Raw genomic sequence first — 20,949 nt, 5'->3', positions numbered from 1 at the left:
TCCTTTTTTATCCTCTATGGAACACACACAGTCCGTGCGCAGGTCCCTGCCAGACAGCCGTAAGCACCGGATTGTCCTCTCCGGCAAATGGGGGAATAGCTCGCCATTCCCCTTCAGGTAAAACGATATCTGTCACCTCAAGCGTGGCGTTAATTGCAATCAGGAAACGGCCAGAAAGCAGGATTTGCATCTGCCTCGGGCCGTTTTGCCACTCATCCGCACTTAAGGGTTGTGCGTACTTATTCAGCCAATGAACATTGCCATCGCCTTCTTCCCACCAGCAATCGCCTGTTAATGCCGGAATTTGCTGACGAAGATGAATCAACGCGGCGGTAAATGTGGTTAGCCCACCGTTTGCCTGCTGCCAGTCCAGCCAGGTCAGGGCGTTATCCTGACAGTAAGCGTTATTGTTGCCGTGCTGGCTATGACCATGCTCGTCACCGGCCAGCAGCATCGGCGTTCCCTGTGAGAGCAACAGCGTGGTCAACAGCGCATGAATGCTGTCGCGCCGCCGTTCAATCAGGTCCAGCGTGCCGCCTAACCCTTCTTTACCATGATTATCACTGTAGTTATTGCTAGTGCCGTCGCGATTTTCCTCACCATTCGCTTCATTGTGCTTATTTGTGAAGCACACACAGTCACGTAGGGTAAAACCGTCATGCGCTGTCACCAGATTGACCGTGGCGCTGGGTTTGCGGCCATTGCGTTTAAACACGTCGCTGGATGCGGCAAAACGCCCGGCAAATTCTCCCAAAGAGAGATTACGCTGGAGCCAGAAACGTCGCGTCGCATCGCGAAAATGGTCATTCCACTCGGCAAACGGCGGTGGAAAATTCCCCACCTGATACCCGCCTTCACCGATATCCCACGGTTCCGCAATCAGTTTGACGCGTGAGAGCAGCGGACAGTTTTTAATTGCAGTAAACAACGGCGCATCCTGACGAAACGTAGGCGTACGCCCCATAACGGACGCTAAATCAAAACGAAAACCATCCACGTGGCAAGTTTCAACCCAGTAACGCAGGCATTCACACGCGTACTCCACAACGCCGGGATGGCTCAGATTGAGGGTGTTCCCACAACCGGTCCAGTTGTAGTAATCGCCATCATCCCTGATCCAATAATAGCTACGGTTATCAATTCCGCGCAGCGAGAAGACGGGGCCTTCGAGATCCAGCTCGGCGCTGTGGTTCAAAACGATGTCGAGAATGACCTCAATCCCCGCTTTGTGTAACGCTTTCACCGCATCACGGAACTCATCCAACGCGCTCTCCGGCGAGCAGGCGTAAGCCGGATGCAACGCGAACATAGCGACCGGGTTGTAGCCCCAGTAGTTCGACAAACCCAGCCGCTGAAGACGCGGTTCGCTGGCGAAATGCGCCACCGGTAGCAGCTCAAGCGCAGTAATACCAAGGCGCTTGAAATAGTCGATCATTACCGGATGACCCAGCGCTTTATAGGTCCCGCGAAGTTCTTCCGGCAGCTCAGGATGCAGATACGTCAGTCCTTTCACATGCGCTTCGTAAATCACGGTATTGCCCCACGGCGTGCGCGGCGCGGCATCGTCTTCCCAGTCATAATGGTCAGACACCACCACGCCCTTCAGCGCGATGGCGGCATTATCATGATGATCAGGTTCATTTAGCCCGCCGTGCAGCAGCGGGTTATCTTTTAACTCGCCATCCACCCGGCGCGCATAAGGATCGAGCAGCAGTTTCGCCGGGTTAAACCGGTGGCCCTGCTCTGGTTGCCACGGACCATGTACGCGATAGCCATAGCGCAGGCCCGGACGGGCGTTGGCCAGATAACCGTGCCAGACATCGCCGCTACGTCCCGGCAGGTCGTAGCGGAGTTCACAGCCTTGCTCATCGAATACACATAATTCAACGCGCTCGGCGTGGGCCGAGAAAAGCGTGAAATTAACGCCATGGCCGTCATACGTTGCACCATGTGGGGTGGCGTTGCCGGTTGCCAGATGCGTCATTACCCCTCCCGAACCAACCAGATCGTCGCCAACGGCGGCAACGTCAGGCTCAGTGAGTGCTGGCGGCCATGACTGGCGATTTCATCGCTATGTACCGCGCCGCCGTTGCCGGTATTGCTACCGTGGTAATGCATCGAATCGGTATTGAGGATTTCACGCCATTTGCCCGGCTGATTGATACCGAAGCGATAGCCGTGGCGAGGTACTGGCGTAAAATTGCTGATAACGATAATTTCGTTTCCGGCTTTGTCACGACGAACAAAAATCAGCACCGAACGTTCTTTATCGTCAACCACCAGCCATTCAAAACCATAGGTGTCAAAGTCGAGTTCATGCAGCGCCTTGTGATGGCGGTAGGTATGGTTCAGGTCACGCACCAGACGTTGCACCCCGTGGTGCCAGTTATCGCCGCCTTCCAGTAAGTGCCAGTCCAGACTGACGTCGTGATTCCATTCACGTCCCTGAGCAAACTCGTTGCCCATAAACAGCAGTTTCTTACCCGGGAAAGCCCACATCCAGCCGTAGTAAGCGCGCAGGTTGGCAAACTTCTGCCATGCGTCTCCCGGCATGCGGTCGAGAATGGATTTTTTACCGTGCACCACTTCATCGTGCGACAGCGGCAGAACAAAGTTTTCGGTGTAGTTGTACAGCATGCCGAAGGTCAGCTTGTCGTGATGATACTGACGATAGACCGGATCCAGTTTCATGTAGTCCAGCGTGTCGTGCATCCAGCCGAGGTTCCACTTATACCAGAACCCTAAACCGCCCATGTCCTGCGGTCTTGATACGCCGGCAAAGTCGGTTGACTCTTCCGCCATGCTCACGGCGCCAGGCACCTGCTCGCCAAGAATACGGTTGGTATTGCGTAAAAATTCAATCGCTTCGAGGTTCTCACGACCACCAAATTCGTTCGGGACCCATTCCCCTTCTTTACGGCTGTAGTCGCGATAAATCATCGATGCCACGGCATCCACGCGCAGCGCGTCAATACCAAAACGTTCTATCCAGTACAGGGCGTTACCCACCAGATAGTTGCTGACCTCACGGCGGCCGTAGTTGTAGATCAGCGTATTCCAGTCCTGGTGATACCCTTCACGCGGGTCACTGTGCTCATACAACCTGGTGCCATCAAACTCTGCCAGACCAAAATCATCTGACGGGAAATGGCCCGGAACCCAGTCCAGAATGACGTTCAGCCCCGCCTGATGCGCGGCATTCACAAAATAGCGGAAATCATCACGCGTCCCGAAACGACGGGTCGGCGCATACATGCCGGTAGGCTGGTAGCCCCAACTGCCGTCGAACGGATGCTCGTTAATCGGCAACAGCTCGAGATGAGTAAAGCCCATCCACTTGGCGTAAGGAATCAGTTGATCCGCCAGTTCGCGGTAGCTCAGCCAGAAGTTGTTATCAGTATGACGACGCCATGAACCCAGGTGCACCTCGTAGATAGAGATCGGCGCATCAAACTGGTTGGCTTTTTTGCTCTCCTCGCTTTGCACCACTTTTTCGGGCAGGCCGCAGATAAGCGACGCGGTTTCCGGGCGCATCTGCGCTTCGAAGGCGTAAGGGTCAGCTTTAATGCGCAACTTACCGTTAGCATCGATCATCTCGTACTTATACAGCTGACCATGCTGTGCGCCGGGGATAAACAGCTCCCAGATACCGCTCTCTTTACGCAGACGCATCGGATGACGACGGCCATCCCAGTAGTTGAACTGCCCGACCACTGAAACACGTTGAGCGTTGGGCGCCCAGACTGAGAAACGCGTACCGGTTACGCCATCCATGGTATCCGCATGCGCGCCCAGCGTTTCGTAAGGACGCAGGTGCGTACCTTCAGATAACAGCCAGGCATCCATATCCTGGATTAGCGGACCGAAACGATAAGGGTCATCAATCAGATTCTGCTGGCCATGCCAGACAACGGCTAACTGATAACGAAAGAAATTTTTACGGCGGGGAAGTACAGCACAGAAAAAACCGCGAGAGTCGAGGCAGTCCAGCTTGCCGACTTTACGTCCGGTTTTGGGTTCGATCACCCACACTTCTGTGGCGTCTGGAAGTAAGGCGCGGACTTCAAGTCCCGCGTCAGTTTGATGCATACCGAGTACGGAAAAAGGATCCGCAAAATGGCCTGCAATTAGCGCATTAATCACGTCTCTATCGATACGAACGGACATGGTTGTCATCCTGTTTTATGGTGTCACGCCTTCCAACTGATTTTCGACATCAGGTAGTGACACTTTTTTTGACCTGAACGGCGCAGCACAATTGTGCATCCTCTCTGCGTCGTCCCACCTTCAGGCAACAACTTAATACCTCCGGTACTAAGTCACCCTTAAAGAATAGCCAATGCTTTATCTTACTCCTGGTAAAAAATGAAACATCTGCGCTTACTCCTGTATTACGCAAAAAAAGGGGTGATTCCTCACCCCTTGATCGTTAACAAATTATTACGCCAACTGGCGCAGCATACGGCGCAATGGCTCCGCAGCTCCCCACAGCAACTGATCGCCCACGGTAAAGGCTGACAGGAACTCCGGTCCCATATTCAGCTTACGCAGACGGCCTACTGGCGTGGTCAGCGTACCGGTAACGGCCGCCGGGGTTAACTCACGCATGGTGATATCCCGATCGTTTGGCACCACTTTGGCCCACGGATTGTGTGCCGCCAGCAGCTCTTCCACGGTCGGAATAGACACATCTTTTTTCAGTTTAATGGTGAACGCCTGGCTGTGGCAGCGCAGCGCGCCGACGCGCACACACAGGCCATCTACCGGGATCACAGCAGAGGTGTTGAGAATTTTGTTGGTTTCCGCCTGTCCCTTCCACTCTTCACGGCTCTGACCGTTATCGAGCTGTTTGTCGATCCACGGAATCAGGCTCCCGGCAAGCGGTACGCCAAAGTTATCAACCGGCAGTTCACCGCTGCGGGACAGGGTCGTCACTTTACGTTCGATATCGAGAATAGCAGAAGAAGGGGTCGCCAGTTCATCGGCCACATGGCCATACAAATGGCCCATCTGGGATAGCAGTTCACGCATATGACGTGCGCCGCCGCCGGAAGCCGCCTGATAGGTCGCCACGGAAACCCAGTCGACCAGGTCATTGGCAAACAGGCCACCGAGAGACATCAGCATCAGGCTAACGGTACAGTTACCGCCGACAAAAGTCTTAATACCTTTGTTCAGACCGTCGGTAATCACATCCTGGTTAACCGGATCGAGAATGATGATGGCATCGTCTTTCATGCGCAGCGAAGAGGCCGCGTCAATCCAGTAACCCTGCCAACCGCTTTCACGAAGCTTTGGATAGATTTCGTTGGTATAATCGCCGCCCTGACAGGTCACGATGATATCGAGCGCCTTCAGCGCGTCCAGATCAAAAGCGTCCTGAAGCGTGCCGGTCGCGGTTCCACCAAACGTCGGTGCCGCCTGCCCGAGCTGGGAAGTAGAAAAGAAAACAGGGCGAATGGCGTCGAAGTCACGCTCCTCAACCATGCGTTGCATGAGAACAGAGCCGACCATACCGCGCCAGCCGATAAAACCAACATTTTTCATAGCGTTTTTTCCTGCGAAGATGTGTGCTGTGTATGTATGCCAGCGTCCTGGTGGCATATCCTTCACCATACAAAATGCAGCCAAAGTCGCAAGTGAAATTAATCAATGATAGCGAAGCCATCAGTAATGCGACTTATCCCGCTGCGCAAGCAAGCAGAAAGTCCGCGGTAATTATCAGGGAATTTGAGTTATGAATGAAATCATTTCAGCGGCAGTTTTATTGATCCTGATTATGGATCCGCTCGGAAATCTGCCCATTTTCATGTCCGTATTGAAACATACCGAACCAAAACGCCGCCGCGCGATTATGATTCGCGAGCTGTTCATTGCGTTGTTGGTGATGCTGATATTCCTGTTTGCGGGCGAGAAAATTCTGGCATTTCTTAACCTGCGCGCAGAAACCGTCTCGATTTCCGGGGGCATCATTTTATTCCTGATCGCCATTAAGATGATTTTCCCCAGCGCCACCGGGAACAGCACCGGCCTTCCGGCAGGCGAAGAGCCATTTATCGTACCGCTGGCAATCCCGCTGGTGGCCGGGCCGACAATCCTGGCCTCGTTGATGCTGTTATCACATCAGTACCCAAATCAGATGGGGCATCTGGTGATTGCGCTGCTGATCGCCTGGGGCGGGACATTTGTGATTCTGCTGCAGTCGTCGCTGTTTTTACGCCTGCTGGGCGAGAAAGGGGTGAACGCGCTGGAACGTCTGATGGGATTGATTCTGGTGATGATGGCGACCCAAATGTTCCTCGATGGCGTACGGATGTGGATGAAGGGGTGATATGCTCGCCGGGTGGCGGCCTCGCCTTACCCGGCCTATGGTGTCGATATGTGCCCGTTTTCAGGCCCGGTAAGCACAGCGCCACCGGGCAACAAGACTCAGCTCAGCAGCTGGAAAGCAATCATACCGACAATCGCGCCGACCGTGCCGAGGATAGTTTCCATCATCGTCCAGGTCTTCAGCGTTTGCGCTTCGGTCGCGCCGGTGAATTTCCCGAACAGCCAGAAACCAGCGTCGTTAACGTGGCTGACGACGATTGAGCCGCCTGCGATACAGATAGACAGCGCCGCCATCTGCGCACCGGAGTAGTTCAGTTGCTCAATCACCGGCATGACCAGACCGACCGCCGTTAAGCAGGCCACGGTCGCGGAACCCTGAATGATACGTACCGCCGCCGCCAGCACGAAGCAGGTAATGGCAATGGGCAGCCCCATACCGGTTAACGCTTCACCCAATGCCGGGCCAACGCCGGAATCAACCAGCACCTGCTTGAACACGCCGCCCGCACCAATCACCAGCAGAATAATACCCGCCGGTTGCAGCGCGTGACCGCATATCTCCATCACCCGATCTTTTGCCATGCCCTGGCGCACTGCTAGGCCGTAAATCGCCACCAGACAGGCAACCAGAATCGCGGTAAACGGGTGACCGATAAACTCGAACCATTCGTAGGTTGAAGAACCAACTGGTACAAAGCGCGCGGCGATGGTTTTCAGGCCAACCAGTACTAACGGCAGCAGGATCAGCGCCAGACTGAAGCCAAAGGAGGGCATTTTGCCTTCGCCCAGATGCGGCTCGGTAATGTCTTCTGGCACATGCAGTTCAACGTAACGGCTGATGAAATTGCCCCACAACGGCCCGGCAATAATCATGCCCGGAATGGCTGCGCACAGGCCAATCAGGATCATCCAGCCAAAGTCAGCGTGCATTTGGGATGCCAGCAGCATCGGCGCAGGTCCCGGCAGCAGGAACGCCGCAGCTGCTGCCACCCCCGCAAACAGCGGAATAACCAGCTTCACCAGGTTCGTTCCGGTGTGACGCGCCATTGAGAACGCCACGCTTATCAGCAGCACAATCGCCACTTCAAAGAACAGCGGTAGCGCGCAAATCAGGCCGGCCAGGCCAATCGCATAATGCGCGCGGCTGTGACCGAAAGATTTCAGCATCTTGACGGCAATCTGATCGACCGCGCCGGTCTCATGCAGAATCTTGCCAAACATCGCTCCCAGCGCCACCACAATCGCCAGAAAGCCGAGCGTGCCTCCCATCCCTTTTTCCATGGTCGCCGCGATTTTATCAAGCGGCATACCGGAAAAGAGACCTGCACCAATGGACACCACCATCAAAGCAACAAAGGCATGCATACGCGCCTTCATCACCAAAAACAGCAGTAATAAAACAGACCCTACTGCTGTTAAAACAAGCGTTAATGTAGTCACTACTTACTGCCCTGGTTAATCACTTCAATGGTGCTAGCTACCACACCGTCCAGCGGCTGATCGATATCAACCACCAGAACATCATTTTCATTCGCACCCGGTTCTTCCAGCGCTTCGAACTGGGTTACCAGCATTTGCGTTTTGAAGAAGTGGCCTTTACGTGCCTTCAGGCGGCTTTCGATTACGTCAAAATCGCCCTTCAGGTAAATGAATGAAAGGTTCGGGTTACCGTCGCGCAGCTGATCGCGATAGACTTTTTTCAGCGCGGAACAGACGATCAGCGACACCTTATTGGTACGCTGCATCGCAAAGGCGGCGTCATTCAGCGCCTGTAACCACGGTTTACGGTCGTCATCGTTGAGTGGCTCACCGGAAGCCATTTTCATGATGTTGCTGCGCGGATGGAGAAAATCGCCATCAAGAAACGCGGCCTGCAGTTGATGCGCCACTTCGCTGGCGACAGCAGATTTACCGCTGCCCGATACGCCCATCAGAACGTAAACGTGGTGATCATGATTAGTCGTGCTCAAAGCGTTGCCCCCACTGGTACAAGAATCAGGAAATTGTTACGGGTAACTGTTATCGGTAACATTGTCCAGCCGGATAAATAGAGAAGCAATATCCATTCGTGCTCGAAGTGTATAAGTGTGAGCTACTTCAAAGTTGTTGGCTTAAATAGATCCACCCGGTGACAAGGTGAAACCTAAATCTAACATTTTAGGTGTGACTGCTTCACCTCGGATACGCGCCAGCAGGCGTTCTGCGCCAATGCTGCCCATCCGTTCACGCGGCGTGAGCACACTCGCCAGACGCGGCTCCATTACCTGGCCGATATCATGGCCGTGGAAACCGGCAATCGCCATATCATCCGGGATTTTCAGCCCTAAACGCTGACATTCAAATGCCGCCCCTACCGCCAGGTCATCGTTGGTACAGAACACACCGTCCAGTTGCGGATATTCACGCCGCGCCTGGCGGATAAGTTCAATACCGGATGAGTAAGATGAAGACTGCTCCACCATCACGCTGTACGGCACCAGATTGGCATCGCGCATAGCCTGTTCGTAGCCCCTCTGTTTGATGATAGTACGTTCATCAAGACGCGCGCCGAGATAAGCAACATGACGGTGTCCACGGGCGATGATAGCGGCGGTCATCTGACGTGCGGCCTCGAAGTTATCAAAACCGACGGCGATATCCAGACACGGGGACTGACTGTCCATCAGCTCGACGACCGGGATTCCCGCGACTTCGATCATTTTCAGCGTACGGGGTGTATGGCTACGTTCAGTGAGGATCAGACCATCGATATTCCACGACAGCATCGACTCCAGACGCTCTTGCTCCATTTCGGGCTTATAGCCGTAGTGCGCCAGCATGGTTTGATAACCATGCGCGTCGGTGACGGCCTCAATGCCGCGTAACACTTCAGCAAAAACCTGGTTGGTGAGAGACGGTAACAGCACGCCGATAGCGCGACTGGTGGCGTTAGAAAGGATATCAGGTGCGCGATTGGGAATATAACCCAGCTCATCAAGTGCAGCGGCAATTTTGCCCCGCAGCGCCACGGAGACCTGCTCCGGGTTACGCAAAAAGCGGCTGACCGTCATTTTGGTCACGCCCACGCGGTCGGCTACATCCTGAAGTACGGGTCTTTTCTTTTTCATCGTCCTGAAGCGTTAAAAAGGGATAGATTTGCCCAGTTTACCACGGACGTGCGGAATTAATGACAAACGATGAAAAGCCGGATGTCGACGCTTTCGCGTCTTATCCGGCCTACAAAGGGCTACAGCACGTTATACTGGCGGCAGGTCAAACAGTAACACTTCGCTGTCGCTATCGGCATGAATCGAAATTGCCTGCTCATCCCAGATTGCCAGACCATCGCTGGTGGTGGCTTTGGTGCCGTTAATGGTGACATTGCCTTTTACCACCTGGATCCAGACGCGGCGCTCGGCGGCAATCTGATGCACCGACTGCTCATCTTTGAGCAGTGCCCAGCGATACAGCTCCATATCCTGGTACACTTTCAGCGAACCATCACGGGCATCCGGCGACAGCACCAGCTGTTTGCCCTGCACCGCATCGAAACGGCGCTGTTCATAGCGCGGCGTAATCCCGTTTTCCTGCGGCATGATCCAGATTTGATACAGATGCAGTTTCTCAGTATTGCTCGGGTTGTACTCCGAATGACGGATCCCCGTACCGGCGCTCATAATCTGGAATTCACCGGCCGGAACCTGCTCCTTATTGCCCATACTGTCCTGATGCTCCACCGCGCCTTCCAGCACATAAGTCAGGATTTCCATGTCTTTATGGGGGTGAGTACCAAAGCCCTGGCCTGCGTCTATCACGTCATCATTAATCACGCGCAGTGCCGAGAATCCCATAAAATTCGGGTCATAGTAGTTGGCAAAAGAAAAGGTATGCCAGGAATCGAGCCAACCATGATTAGCATGGCCACGGTCGTTAGCTTTGCGTAAATAGATCATTATGTTCACCCCCAGATGTTTTCGATGGAGTAAGTGTGGACTCAATCCGCCTGGGATCATAGAGGGTGAAAATTGACTCCTCTGTTCAAAAAATATGAACAAGCCCAGAGGAGTCTGCGCAGGCTATTTAGCGAGGGTTATCGTGGCAGGCGTTGCCTGTTCGAAAGCACGCTCGAGGATTTCCAGGTTGGTAAGAACTTCAGATTCCTTGACGTAATTAGGCGTACCGACGGTCAGCGTCTGGTACAGCGCATCATAGACGCGACCGTAGTCCCCCACTTCCGGTTTCACCTCTTCTTTCACCGTAACACCGTCATCATTGACATACTCCAGCACACCAACAGAATCGTCAGCGGCGAAACCGGGTTCACCGGGCATGATATTGGCCTTCAGGCTGGTTTCCTGCTGGTCGATGCCGTACTTCACAAACGAGCCTTTGGTGCCATGAACGATAAACTTCGGATAGTCGATTTTCACCAGATGGCTGGTTTTCACAATGGCTTTCAGGTCGCCATAGAACAATTGCGCTTCAAAGGTATCATCCGGGTTCGCTTTGTTGCGCAGACTGCGAATGTCATAGGCTACATGGTCGGGACGCCCGAAAAGGGAAATAATCTGATCCATGGTGTGTACGCCCAGACCATAGAATGCGCCGTCCTGTGGCAAGCCCGGTTTGGTTTCCGCCACGGGTCGGTAGTAGTCAAAATGGCTTTCAACTTCCACTATTTCACCCAGTTTGCCGCTCTCAATCGCTTTTTTAGCAGTGAGAAAACAGGAGTCAAAACGCCGATTCTGATACGGTGTGACGGTCAGTCCTTTGCTTTTCGCCAGTTCGAACAACACTTTTGCTTCCGCCAGCGTCGGCGTGAACGGTTTCTCAACCAGCACGCTTTTACCCGCTTCCAGCGCGCGTTTGGCGTATTCAAAATGGCTATCAGCATGCGTACAGACGATCACCAGTTTTACCTGCGGATCGCCCAACACCTCATCCAGATCGCTGGTGAAGTGAATATGGGAATAGATCGGTGCCTGCTCTTCCGGTTTAGCGTGACGACGGAAAATATGCGCGACATGCCAGGTATCTTTACGATTCAGAACGTAAGGGAGATGGTAACGGGTGGTGCTTTTACCGAATCCAATAAATGCGCAGTGTAAGGTCATGAGACGATCCTTTTGAAGGTGATTGTCTACACCATAGCGCAAAGCGGCTGGAGACTGAATGTTGGATTCTTTGCCGGATGGTGGCATTGCCTTATTCGGCCTACAAAAGCAGATGCCTCAAAATCGGCCGTCGGCGTCGCGGTCAGTTTGTTCACGGCAAGCGCGCAGGGCCCGGAGCGTACTAAATGTACGTGAGGAGCACGAGCACTTCCCGGGGACAAAATGACAAGTAAGCCAGGCTGAAACAAAACCCCAAAAAAAAGCCAGCAAAAGCTGGCTAAAGTAATACTGGAAGCAATGTGAGCAATGTCGTGCTTTCAGGTTCTCCGTAGGGGTTCCCCTGAACGCAGAGCAATAATAATCATTCTCATTCGCACTTGTCTACTTCTTTTTGCAAAAAAATGCAGTTGACGGAATTTTCTTTCTCAGCGAGTGTAAATGCTCAATTAACCCTGCAGGAGATAAGGAATGAGTGAGATAGTGATACGCCACGCTGAACCGAAAGATTACGATGCCATTCGTCAGATCCACGCCCAGCCGGAGGTGTACCACAACACGCTACAGGTTCCTCATCCTTCCATGGAGATGTGGCAAACGCGACTCGCCGATCAGCCGGGGATCAAACAGCTGGTTGCCTGCATCGATGATATCGTCGTGGGACATCTTTCCATTGCAGTTGCCCAGCGCCCGCGCCGCAGCCACGTCGCTGATTTCGGTATTTGCGTTGACGCTCGTTGGCAAAACCGCGGCGTCGCCAGCGCGCTGATCCGCACCATGATCGATATGTGCGACAACTGGCTGCGCGTTGACCGCATTGAGCTAACGGTATTTGTTGATAACGAGCCCGCCGTAGCGGTCTATAAGAAGTACGGTTTTGAAATCGAAGGCACCGGTAAAAAATACGGCCTGCGCAACGGTGAATACGTTGATGCGTACTTTATGGCGCGCGTGAAATAAATTTAAGGGCGAGTCATATCGCCCTGATTATTGAAAGGACGCAATAGTGAAAAAGTTTCTTCCCCTGGTTTTGCTGGCCTCGCTCTCCCCTGCTTTTGCCACTACTGTACAAAATCTCGATTCCGTACCCAGTGCCATCCAACATCCGGAAGGTAAACAGATTTTCGCTGAACAAATGGCGGGAGCAACCCCTGCAAAAGGATTTGGTGAGCTTCCTCAGGGCTTATCTGAAAAGCAGTGGATTGCCTGGGTTGCACCGAATGAAGATCCTGACAACCTGATCCTGACTGGTGCTAAATCTTGGGGAAAAGACGGTAAATATATTGGCATTGCCTGTTTTGCCGATAATACGGCTGACGCCGAGCAAGCAAAAAAATACGCGGATAACACCTGCCCGGAAAACTACAGCAACGGGCGCGCTAATAAATTATATCTCGGCGTTTTTTCCTGGCAGAATCCACAGCTAACGCCGATTGCACGCTCGGAAAAACCGTTAAACCAGCTCTCAGAGTGGAATAAAGCCGCTGAAAAAGAGAGCGATGATGAGTCCGTCAGACCGCTGGCTTATTATACAAAGCTGGATCTGGCACCGTACCGGATAGCACCCGATACCCTGGCATTCGGGGTACGGGGTGGATACTCCGATGCCTACTCCGGCGGTGGCGCATTTTATGAAGTGCTGGAACTCTACACCATCAAAGACAGCAAAATAATCAACGTGTTTTCTGACCTTGTTTATTACTATTCAGACATCGCCGGAGACTGGAATAAAGACGGCACAAGGCAGCACGACATCAGCGAAAGTAAGTACATTCTCAAAATGCGCTCGGCAAAGACGCACGGGTTTTATGACTTAGAGCGCGTTAATCTACAGGATAAAAGCAGCCAAATATTCCGCTGGTCCGAATCACTGCAGCAATATGCGCCATAACCTACCAGTCAGGCCTACATCGTTCAGAATGCTGTAGGCTATCGATATGGATAAAACAATATCGACCAATACTCCATCTATAACTCCAAATTATTGAATATATAAATTCTCATCTTACACATTATTTATATTCAGATTCCCCTCAAAAAAACTCACTTAAAGTGAAACGTTTTATTTCTGCTATATACGAACGCCATCAGAAAGCGTAATTACAACAAAGAAAGAATTACCCTTTTCACGACAACACGTAATAAAAGGATAAGGATGTCATGAGTGATATCGTCTATCTGATGGTTTCTGGACAACAGCAGGGCGCTATTTCTGACGGATGTGGAACCGTTGCATCTGTGGGTAACCGCTGGCAATCAGGGCACGAAGACGAGATTTTTGCCTTTTCGCTCTCTAATAGTATAACCAGTACTGGCAGAGGTTCACATTTGCACGGACTGCGATTTTGTAAACTTATCGATAAAAGTACACCGTTGTTTGTTAATACGATTAATAACAACGAACAGTTGTATATGGAGTTTTATTTCTACCGTATCAATAGATTCGGTAGATGGGAGAAGTATTATTATATTCAACTGCGGGGAGCATTCTTATCAGGTATTCAACACCAATTCAGTGAAAATAATTTAGATACAGAAACAATAACCATCAGCTATGAATATATCCTTTGCAAACATCTTATTGCCAACACTGAGTTCAGCTACCTGGCATTGCCCGAAAACTACAACCGCCTGTTTATCCCCCGACCAAAAACCCCCGCAGACAACGGCCTCAAAACGTTAAACAGCAAAGGGGTTGGCAGACTGCTTGCCGCCGGAGGGATCTACAACGGCAATATCGACGGTTTCAGGGAAACGGCGGAAAAGCTGGGTGGCGATGCTCCTGCGGGTTACGAGCAGGTTATGGATAACAAAGGATTGCTGATTCTTGGTGCTTCAGTAGCTGCAGGCTTAACTATGGGAAGGATGAAATTTCCTGAATTAGAAGAACTGGAGCAGTTTGGAGCGAAAGGAACTTATACATCAAGGCCATTTGATCCAGATAAAGCGGGAGGCCCTGTTGAACATCTTACAACTGAAGGCGTAAATATTACCCATGAAGGAATTGCAATTGTAGAAAAACACATATCTCGCTTCGATCCAGATCCTGGTAATGAATTTATGGTAAGCCGTTAAAAAAGATAGCGAACGGTGAGTTGTTACCAGAACAAGTGGATTTAAACTACTACACTCATGAATGTCGAGAGTATCAACGTTATTGCAATTTAGGTTGGGAAACTGGCAGGCCAAGCGATAACCAAGAGGCTTATGATCTATGGAATAACACGCATACATCAACACTCGAAGATTATAGAATAACTGGTAATGACCTTTATCACCCGGATGCACCATCATGGTAAACAATACTGAACTTAACATCTTGAAATTATTAGCTTCCAGAGATGACGTAAATTGGACCTGGTATAATCTTGATCGCGCAATGACCAGTAGGAAAATGGATGGAGTTGGTAACGTAGTCAGGCTCATAAATAACCTATCTAAAGCGGGTTTAGTCGATATAGTAGCAAGGACCCCCTCAGGAATGGATTATTATCGCGTATCTGCCCAAGGCCATAAGTTGCTAATCGAAATTGACCAGCATCACCAAGACCATTCACTATAGTGAAAACTACCCGACAAGCCCTCTCCCATCGAAGAGGGCCGTTATGCTTAGTATCCCGCCGTTAAGTCATCTACGGAACGCGGGTCGGACGCGCCATACAGTGCGCCATCCGGCCCAACCATAATACTTTGTGTGCTGCCCATCGCCTCTTTCAGCGCCACTTTCTGTCCTTTTTGCTCCAGCAGTTTGATTGTATCCGGGCTGAAGCCCTTCTCAACGCGAAGCTCATCCGGCAACCACTGATGATGGAAGCGCGGCGCGTTGGTCGCTTCGGCGACGTTCATTCCGAAATCAATGCTGTTCACTACCATTTGCAGCACGGTAGTGATGATTCGACTCCCGCCAGGGCTGCCGGTCACCAGCCAGGTTTTTCCGTCTTTTACCACGATAGTCGGCGACATAGACGACAGCGGACGCTTCTTCGGACCAACCGCGTTGGCGTCGCCGCCCACCAGTCCGTATACGTTCGGCACGCCTGGCTTGGCAGAGAAATCGTCCATTTCATTATTGAGCAGAATACCGGTATTACCCGCCACAATCCCGGTGCCGAAGGTAGTATTCAGGGTATAGGTCACCGCCACGGCATTGCCGTCTTTATCCACCACCGAGAAGTGGGTGGTCTGGTTGCTTTCATACGGGGCGAGCTTGCCCGGTTTTATCTGGCTGGAAGGTTTGGCCTTGTTGATATCAATTTGATCGGCCAGCGTTTTCGCATAGGCTTTGTTGGTCAGCGCCTGCCACGGCACTTTCACAAAGTCCGGGTCACCCAGATACTCTGAACGGTCGGCATAGGCGTATTTTTCCGCTTCCGCCATGATTTGCATGGCATCGGCACTGCCAAAGCCGTACTTCTTCATATCGAAGTTTTCAAGAATATTAAGGATCTGCACGATGTGAATACCGCCCGAGGATGGCGGCGGCATGGAGAAGACCTGATACCCGCGATAGTCACCACTGATTGGCGTACGCTCAACGGCTTTATAGCTGGCTAAATCCTCTTTGGTCATCAGACCGCCGTTCTTCTGCATTTCCCCGGCAATCTGGTCGGCAATCGCCCCTTTATAAAACGCATCCGGGCCATTTTCGGCAATCATTTCCAGGCTTTTCGCCAGATTCTTCTGGACCAGCTTATCGCCTTTTTTCAGCGGCTCACCGTCTTTCCAGAAAATGGCTTTGCTGTTCTCATGATTAGGGATCACTTCGCTGCCGTAAGTTTTTAAGTCATCGGCCAGCGCATCGTTAACCACAAAACCCTCTTCCGCCAGCTTCATCGCCGGGCGCACCACTTTGTTCAGCGGCATCGTGCCGTATTTCTCCAGCGCCAGCGAGAAACCCGCCACGGTACCCGGCGTACCGGATGCCAGATGCGACGTCAGCGACTTTTTCGCATCGGCGTTACCCTGATCGTCGAGGAACATATCACGGGTCGCGGCAGCAGGCGCCATTTCACGAAAATCAATCGCCGTCGTATTACCGTCTTTGGTACGCAGCAGCATAAAACCACCACCGCCCAGATTACCCGCCTGCGGATGCGTCACCGCCAGCGCATAGCCAACGGCCACGGCGGCATCGACGGCATTGCCCCCCTGTTTGAGGATATCCACCCCAACCTGGGTGGCTAATGCATCCACCGAGGCCACCATTCCCTGCTGCGCACGCACGGGACGGAACACATCTTCCTCGACACCGTAGGATACCGGTGGTGGCGCTGCCGGCGCAGCAGCAACGCTAAAACAACTTCCTGAGAGCAGAGCAGCAATGGCTACCCGGCGTAAAAACGTCGGTTTTATCATCGTTATTCTCCAGATGTATGGGGTCAGCCCCCACTAAGCCTGGTGCATAACTCTGAAATAATCATCGTAACGGCGAGAAAGGAGTAAACTTAAACGATCCCCGAGAGGAGAAAAGCGATGAAACGACTCTTACTTTTAGCCATGCTATTGCCGTTTGCAGGCTTTGCACAGCCCATCAACACCATGAATAACCCGAATCAACCGGGTTACCAGATCCCGAGCCAGCAGCGTATGCAAACCCAAATGCAAACGCAGCAAATTCAGCAAAAAGGGATGCTCAACCAGCAGTTGCAAACGCAAACCCGCATGCAGCAACAGCATATGGAAAACCAAATCAACACTAATTCCCAGCGAGTCCTTCAGTCTCAGCCGGGAGAGTTGAATACGGGTCAACAACAGATGCTGCCCAACAGCAACGGTGGCATGTTGAACGGAACTCGTAACCCGGACAGTTCGCTGAATAAACAGCAACATATGCTGTCGGAGAAAAAGAACGGCGACATGCTGAAGCCCTCCAGCACGCCGCAGCCTAACGTTCCGTTAAAAACGATCGGGCCTTAATAGGGCTGGAAATCCGGCCCTATTGTATCAATGGCATCGGTACAGATGCAGTCCACTCCCCAGCGCAGCAGCTCTGCCGCGCGCTGGGGTCGGTTGACGGTATAAACCAAAATACGTAGCCCCGCGTCGCGCAGCGCATCCACGCGCGCTTCATCCAGCAGCTTATGATTAAGATGAATCGAGACGCAGCCGAGCCGGGTAGTGAGTTCGCGCCAGTCGTCACGCCATTCATCAAGCAGTAATCCGCGCGGCAGTTCCGGAGCCGCCTGCTGCGCTGCTTCAAGCGCGTCAATTTCAAAAGACGACAACAGCGGCGGCGTCATTCCCACCCACAGTTCACGCGCAGCCAGCGCCACGACTTTGCCGGTTAACGTTCCGGTGCCGGTCGTGGGTTTAACTTCAATATTCGCCATCATGCCGTGCTGACGGCAGCGCTCAGCCACTTGCGAGAGCAGCGGCAGCGGTTCGCCTTTAAACTCGCCGCTAAACCAGCCGCCTGCGTCCACACGTAATAGATCCTGCCAGTTCAGCTCACCCGCCACGCCCCAGCCGTTACTGGTCCGCTCGAGATTGTCGTCGTGCAGCAAAAAGATCTCGCCGTCTTTCGACAATTTAGCGTCAAATTCAATCATGGTATGCCCGTATCGCGCACCCACGTCGATCGCCGCCAGGGTGTTTTCCGGTGCCAGCTTACCGCCGCCGCGATGGGCGGCAATGTGGGGATAAGGCCAGTTACTCATACGCGTTGTCCTGTTTCGCCATCAAAGAGATGCAAATGATTTTCTGGCAGATGCAGCCATAGCGTGCTGCCTGCCGTCGGGCGATGCTGATGCGCCAGTCGCACCACCAGTTTTTGCTCACCCCAACGTCCGTGCGCAAGGTTATCCGCGCCCAGCATTTCCAGGGTGTCGACAACCAACGGCACACCGCCATCGGCCTGCGAGCTTAACGCAATATGCTCCGGGCGGATACCCTGCGTCATGTTACGCCCAATATACTCCCGGACATTCCTGGCGATGGGCAAGGCCATGCCGTCATCCAGTTCAAAATGCGTACCTGAAGCGCTGATGCGCCCGTCCAGCAGGTTCATCGCCGGGCTGCCGATAAAGCTCGCCACAAAACGGCTGGCAGGTTTCTCGTACACCTCAACCGGCGTACCGATCTGCTCGGCAATGCCTTTGTTCATCACCATCACCCGCTGGGCAAGGGTCATCGCTTCAACCTGATCGTGCGTCACATACAGCGAGGTGGTTTTCAGTCGGCGATGCAGATGTTGTAACTCCAGACGCATCTGGACGCGCAGCTTGGCATCGAGGTTAGAAAGCGGCTCATCGAACAGGAATACCGCCGGATCGCGAACAATCGCCCGTCCCATCGCCACGCGCTGACGCTGGCCGCCTGAAAGTTCGCGCGGGCGACGTTTAAGCAATTCACCCAGTTCGAGAATACGTGCCGCCTCTTTCACCCGTTCGGCAATATGCTCCTTGCCCATTCCACGAATCTTCAATCCCCAGGCCATGTTTTCTTCCACGCTCATATGCGGGTAGAGGGCATAGTTCTGGAACACCATTGCAATGCCGCGATCTTTCGGCTCCATCTCGGTGACGCGCTTATTATCGATCCAGATATCGCCGCCGCTGACCCGCTCCAGCCCAGCTACCATCCGCAGCAGCGTAGACTTGCCGCAGCCGGATGGCCCGACCATCACGATAAACTCACCGTCCGCAACGTCCAGCGTCAGCGGTTTAATCACCTGGGTTTTGCCATCCCAGCTTTTGGTTACTGCCTGTAGTTTTAAACCAGCCATTTTATTTCTCACTGTCCACTAAACCACGCACGAAGGCACGCTGCATGGCTAACACGATGATTACCGGAGGGATGAGCGTCAGCAGCATGGCTGCCATCACCTGATTCCATTGGGTGGTACCTTCGCCGGTGGCGATCATGCCTTTGATGCCCGCTACCGCAGTGCCCAAGTTGACATCGGTAATAATTAACAACGGCCACAAATACTGGTTCCAGCCGTAAATAAAGGTGATCACGAACAGCGCCGCCAGATTGGTTTTTGACAGCGGTAGCACGATATCGCGGAAAAAACGCATCGGTGACGCGCCGTCAATACGCGCCGCTTCAACCAGCTCATCCGGTAGCGTCATAAAAAACTGACGGAACAGGAAGGTCGCAGTAGCCGATGCCATCAGCGGCAGCGTCAGACCCGCGTAGCTGTCGAGCATTTTCAGGTTGGCGATCACTTCCACCGTTGGGAAAATACGCACCTCAACCGGCAGCATCAGGGTGATAAAAATCATCCAGAAGAACAGGTTGCGCAGCGGAAAGCGAAACCAGACGATAGCGAACGCAGAGAGCATAGAGACGGTGATTTTCCCCACCGTAATACTGAACGCCATGATGAAACTGTTGAGCATCATCAACCAGAATGGCGCGCTGTTGACGCCTACGCCGTTGACCCAGATATATTTCATGTTTTCCAGCAACTGCGTGCCGGGAACCAGTGTCATCGGCGTTTCAAATACCGCTTTGTTGTCCAGCGTCGCCGCGACAAACGCGACATACAACGGGAACAGGATCACCATGATCCCCAGCATCAGCATGGTATGGCTGAATATTGTCAGCCCACGACGGTTCTCAATCATTGATAACGCACCTTACTTTCCACATAGCGGAACTGCACCACCGTCAAAATAATGACCAGGAACATCAGCACCACCGACTGCGCGGCTGACGCAGAGAGATCCAGGCCGACAAAGCCTTCACGATAGATCTTATAAATCAACGTCGTGGTCGCCTGTACCGGCCCACCTGCCGTGGCAGCGTCGATCACCGGGAAGGTGTCAAAGAAGGCATACACCAGATTCACCACCAGCAGGAAGAAACTGACCGGCGCAATCAGCGGTAGCGCCAGTTTAAAGAAGCGGCGAATCGGCCCCGCGCCATCAATTGCGGCGGCTTCGATCAGCGACCGGGGAATAGATTGCAGTGCGGCAAAGAAGAACAGGAAGTTGTAACTAATCTGCTTCCAGACCGACGCGAACACCACCAGAAACATTGCCTGACCGCTGTTTTGCGCGTGGTTCCAGTCATAGCCAAACTCACCGAGAAAATGGGTAATCAGCCCGCGACCCGGGTTGAACAGGAAGATCCACAGTACGGCGGCGACGGCAGGCGCAACGGCGTAGGGGAGTAGCATTAACGTCTGGTAAAAACGGCTACCGCGCACCACGTAATTCACCAGCGCAGCAAAAAACAGCGACACCAGCAGGCCGCTTACCGTAACCAACGTACTGAACTTTATCGTCGTCCAGAACGAATCAAGGTAGTACGGGTCATGAAACAGCGCGACAAAGTTTTCCAGTCCGACAAACTGGCTGGAAAGGCCAAAAGGATCAACGCTTTGTAGCGAGTACCACAGCGCTTCACCGGCGGGCCAGATAAAGAAAATAACGGTGATAACCAACTGCGGGGCCACCAGTAAATAGGGAAGCCAGCGCGAGCGGAACACCGGACGGGATGAGGACATGAAGGTTCTTTTCCTGGAAGGTGCCGGATGGCGCTACGCTTATCCGGCCTACGCGTACTTTGTAGGCCGGGTAAG

Annotated in this window: 17 protein-coding genes and 2 pseudogenes; 6 read left to right on the top strand and 13 right to left on the bottom strand. The window is 52.8% G+C overall.

Annotation, left to right across the window (positions count from 1 at the left end):
• Positions 1 to 7 precede the first annotated feature (7 nt).
• From glgX to asd, 3 genes are all read right to left on the bottom strand, one after another.
• Positions 8 to 1,984, bottom strand: a complete 1,977-nt coding sequence (gene glgX / locus FDX11_RS19500) for a glycogen debranching protein GlgX (RefSeq protein ID WP_042311875.1) — start codon at positions 1,982 to 1,984, stop codon at positions 8 to 10.
• Positions 1,984 to 4,167: a 1,4-alpha-glucan branching enzyme gene (glgB, locus tag FDX11_RS19495; protein WP_137398407.1), complete on the bottom strand. Its 2,184-nt coding sequence runs from the start codon at positions 4,165 to 4,167 to the stop codon at positions 1,984 to 1,986. The genes glgX and glgB overlap by 1 nt, the downstream gene beginning before the upstream one ends.
• Before the next feature lie 273 nt (positions 4,168 to 4,440).
• Entirely contained in the window at positions 4,441 to 5,547 is a 1,107-nt protein-coding gene (gene asd / locus FDX11_RS19490; RefSeq protein ID WP_137398406.1) for an aspartate-semialdehyde dehydrogenase, read from the bottom strand.
• A 190-nt stretch (positions 5,548 to 5,737) separates the two neighbouring features.
• Here asd and yhgN point away from each other — a divergent pair, with 190 nt between their 5' ends.
• Together yhgN and FDX11_RS25780 are read left to right on the top strand one after the other, a co-directional pair.
• Positions 5,738 to 6,331: an NAAT family transporter YhgN gene (yhgN, locus tag FDX11_RS19485; protein ID WP_003023480.1), complete on the top strand. Its 594-nt coding sequence runs from the start codon at positions 5,738 to 5,740 to the stop codon at positions 6,329 to 6,331.
• 8 nt (positions 6,332 to 6,339) lie between these two features.
• A pseudogene (locus FDX11_RS25780) lies at positions 6,340 to 6,507 on the top strand (MarC family protein); the annotation flags it as partial.
• Here FDX11_RS25780 and gntU read toward each other — a convergent pair.
• The 5 genes from gntU to FDX11_RS19460 all read right to left on the bottom strand — a co-directional run bounded on the left by gntU (position 6,430) and on the right by FDX11_RS19460 (position 11,423).
• Positions 6,430 to 7,770 (bottom strand): gluconate transporter, encoded by a 1,341-nt coding sequence (gntU, locus tag FDX11_RS19480; RefSeq protein WP_032940610.1) that lies wholly within the window; start codon positions 7,768 to 7,770, stop codon positions 6,430 to 6,432. The pseudogene FDX11_RS25780 and the gene gntU sit on opposite strands and share 78 nt — an antisense overlap.
• Positions 7,770 to 8,300: a gluconokinase gene (gntK, locus tag FDX11_RS19475; RefSeq protein ID WP_003023475.1), complete on the bottom strand. Its 531-nt coding sequence runs from the start codon at positions 8,298 to 8,300 to the stop codon at positions 7,770 to 7,772. The genes gntU and gntK overlap by 1 nt, the downstream gene beginning before the upstream one ends.
• 141 nt (positions 8,301 to 8,441) lie before the next feature.
• On the bottom strand, positions 8,442 to 9,437 hold the full coding sequence (gene gntR, locus FDX11_RS19470; RefSeq protein ID WP_008786351.1) for a gluconate operon transcriptional repressor GntR: 996 nt from the start codon (positions 9,435 to 9,437) through the stop codon (positions 8,442 to 8,444).
• 129 nt (positions 9,438 to 9,566) lie between these two features.
• The gene (yhhW, locus tag FDX11_RS19465) at positions 9,567 to 10,262 is read right to left on the bottom strand and encodes a quercetin 2,3-dioxygenase (RefSeq protein WP_005121602.1); all 696 of its coding nucleotides are present in this window, start codon (positions 10,260 to 10,262) and stop codon (positions 9,567 to 9,569) included.
• Between the two features lie 123 nt (positions 10,263 to 10,385).
• Positions 10,386 to 11,423, bottom strand: coding sequence for an oxidoreductase (locus FDX11_RS19460; RefSeq protein WP_042311868.1), 1,038 nt, complete (start codon positions 11,421 to 11,423; stop codon positions 10,386 to 10,388).
• A gap of 468 nt (positions 11,424 to 11,891) precedes the next feature.
• Here FDX11_RS19460 and yhhY point away from each other — a divergent pair, with 468 nt between their 5' ends.
• The 3 genes and pseudogenes from yhhY (at position 11,892) to tssD (ending at position 14,719) form a co-directional block, all read left to right on the top strand.
• Positions 11,892 to 12,380, top strand: coding sequence for an N-acetyltransferase (gene yhhY / locus FDX11_RS19455; RefSeq protein ID WP_006687445.1), 489 nt, complete (start codon positions 11,892 to 11,894; stop codon positions 12,378 to 12,380).
• 46 nt (positions 12,381 to 12,426) lie between these two features.
• Complete coding sequence (locus tag FDX11_RS19450; RefSeq protein WP_042311863.1) at positions 12,427 to 13,311, top strand: hypothetical protein; 885 nt, start codon at positions 12,427 to 12,429, stop codon at positions 13,309 to 13,311.
• A 269-nt stretch (positions 13,312 to 13,580) separates the two neighbouring features.
• Positions 13,581 to 14,719: pseudogene (tssD, locus tag FDX11_RS19445) on the top strand (type VI secretion system tube protein TssD).
• Between the two features lie 310 nt (positions 14,720 to 15,029).
• Here the strand turns inward: tssD and ggt are convergent.
• Positions 15,030 to 16,775, bottom strand: coding sequence for a gamma-glutamyltransferase (gene ggt, locus FDX11_RS19435; protein WP_170975620.1), 1,746 nt, complete (start codon positions 16,773 to 16,775; stop codon positions 15,030 to 15,032).
• Between the two features lie 117 nt (positions 16,776 to 16,892).
• Between ggt and FDX11_RS19430 the strand changes: the two genes are divergently transcribed.
• Complete coding sequence (locus FDX11_RS19430; RefSeq protein ID WP_042311856.1) at positions 16,893 to 17,336, top strand: DUF2756 family protein; 444 nt, start codon at positions 16,893 to 16,895, stop codon at positions 17,334 to 17,336.
• On the opposite strand, the gene ugpQ is transcribed toward FDX11_RS19430, so the two are convergent.
• Genes ugpQ through ugpA form a run of 4 tightly spaced genes read right to left on the bottom strand, consistent with a single transcriptional unit; the run spans position 17,333 to position 20,874 of the window.
• On the bottom strand, positions 17,333 to 18,076 hold the full coding sequence (gene ugpQ, locus FDX11_RS19425; protein ID WP_137398405.1) for a glycerophosphodiester phosphodiesterase: 744 nt from the start codon (positions 18,074 to 18,076) through the stop codon (positions 17,333 to 17,335). The two genes, FDX11_RS19430 and ugpQ, sit on opposite strands and share 4 nt — an antisense overlap.
• Positions 18,073 to 19,143: a sn-glycerol-3-phosphate import ATP-binding protein UgpC gene (locus FDX11_RS19420; protein WP_137398404.1), complete on the bottom strand. Its 1,071-nt coding sequence runs from the start codon at positions 19,141 to 19,143 to the stop codon at positions 18,073 to 18,075. The genes ugpQ and FDX11_RS19420 overlap by 4 nt, the downstream gene beginning before the upstream one ends.
• Position 19,144: 1 nt before the next feature.
• Positions 19,145 to 19,990 carry a sn-glycerol-3-phosphate ABC transporter permease UgpE gene (gene ugpE, locus FDX11_RS19415; RefSeq protein WP_137398403.1) on the bottom strand — a complete coding sequence of 282 codons (846 nt, stop codon included), beginning with the start codon at positions 19,988 to 19,990 and terminating at the stop codon, positions 19,145 to 19,147.
• The gene (gene ugpA / locus FDX11_RS19410) at positions 19,987 to 20,874 is read right to left on the bottom strand and encodes a sn-glycerol-3-phosphate ABC transporter permease UgpA (protein WP_038634974.1); all 888 of its coding nucleotides are present in this window, start codon (positions 20,872 to 20,874) and stop codon (positions 19,987 to 19,989) included. The genes ugpE and ugpA overlap by 4 nt, the downstream gene beginning before the upstream one ends.
• Positions 20,875 to 20,949 lie beyond the last annotated feature (75 nt).

This window comes from Citrobacter sp. wls714 (assembly GCF_005281025.1).
GTDB classification, from domain to species: Bacteria; Pseudomonadota; Gammaproteobacteria; order Enterobacterales; family Enterobacteriaceae; genus Citrobacter; species Citrobacter werkmanii.
The sequence above is the reverse complement of the archived record's forward strand: the minus strand, read 5'-3'. Positions and strand labels throughout refer to the sequence as shown.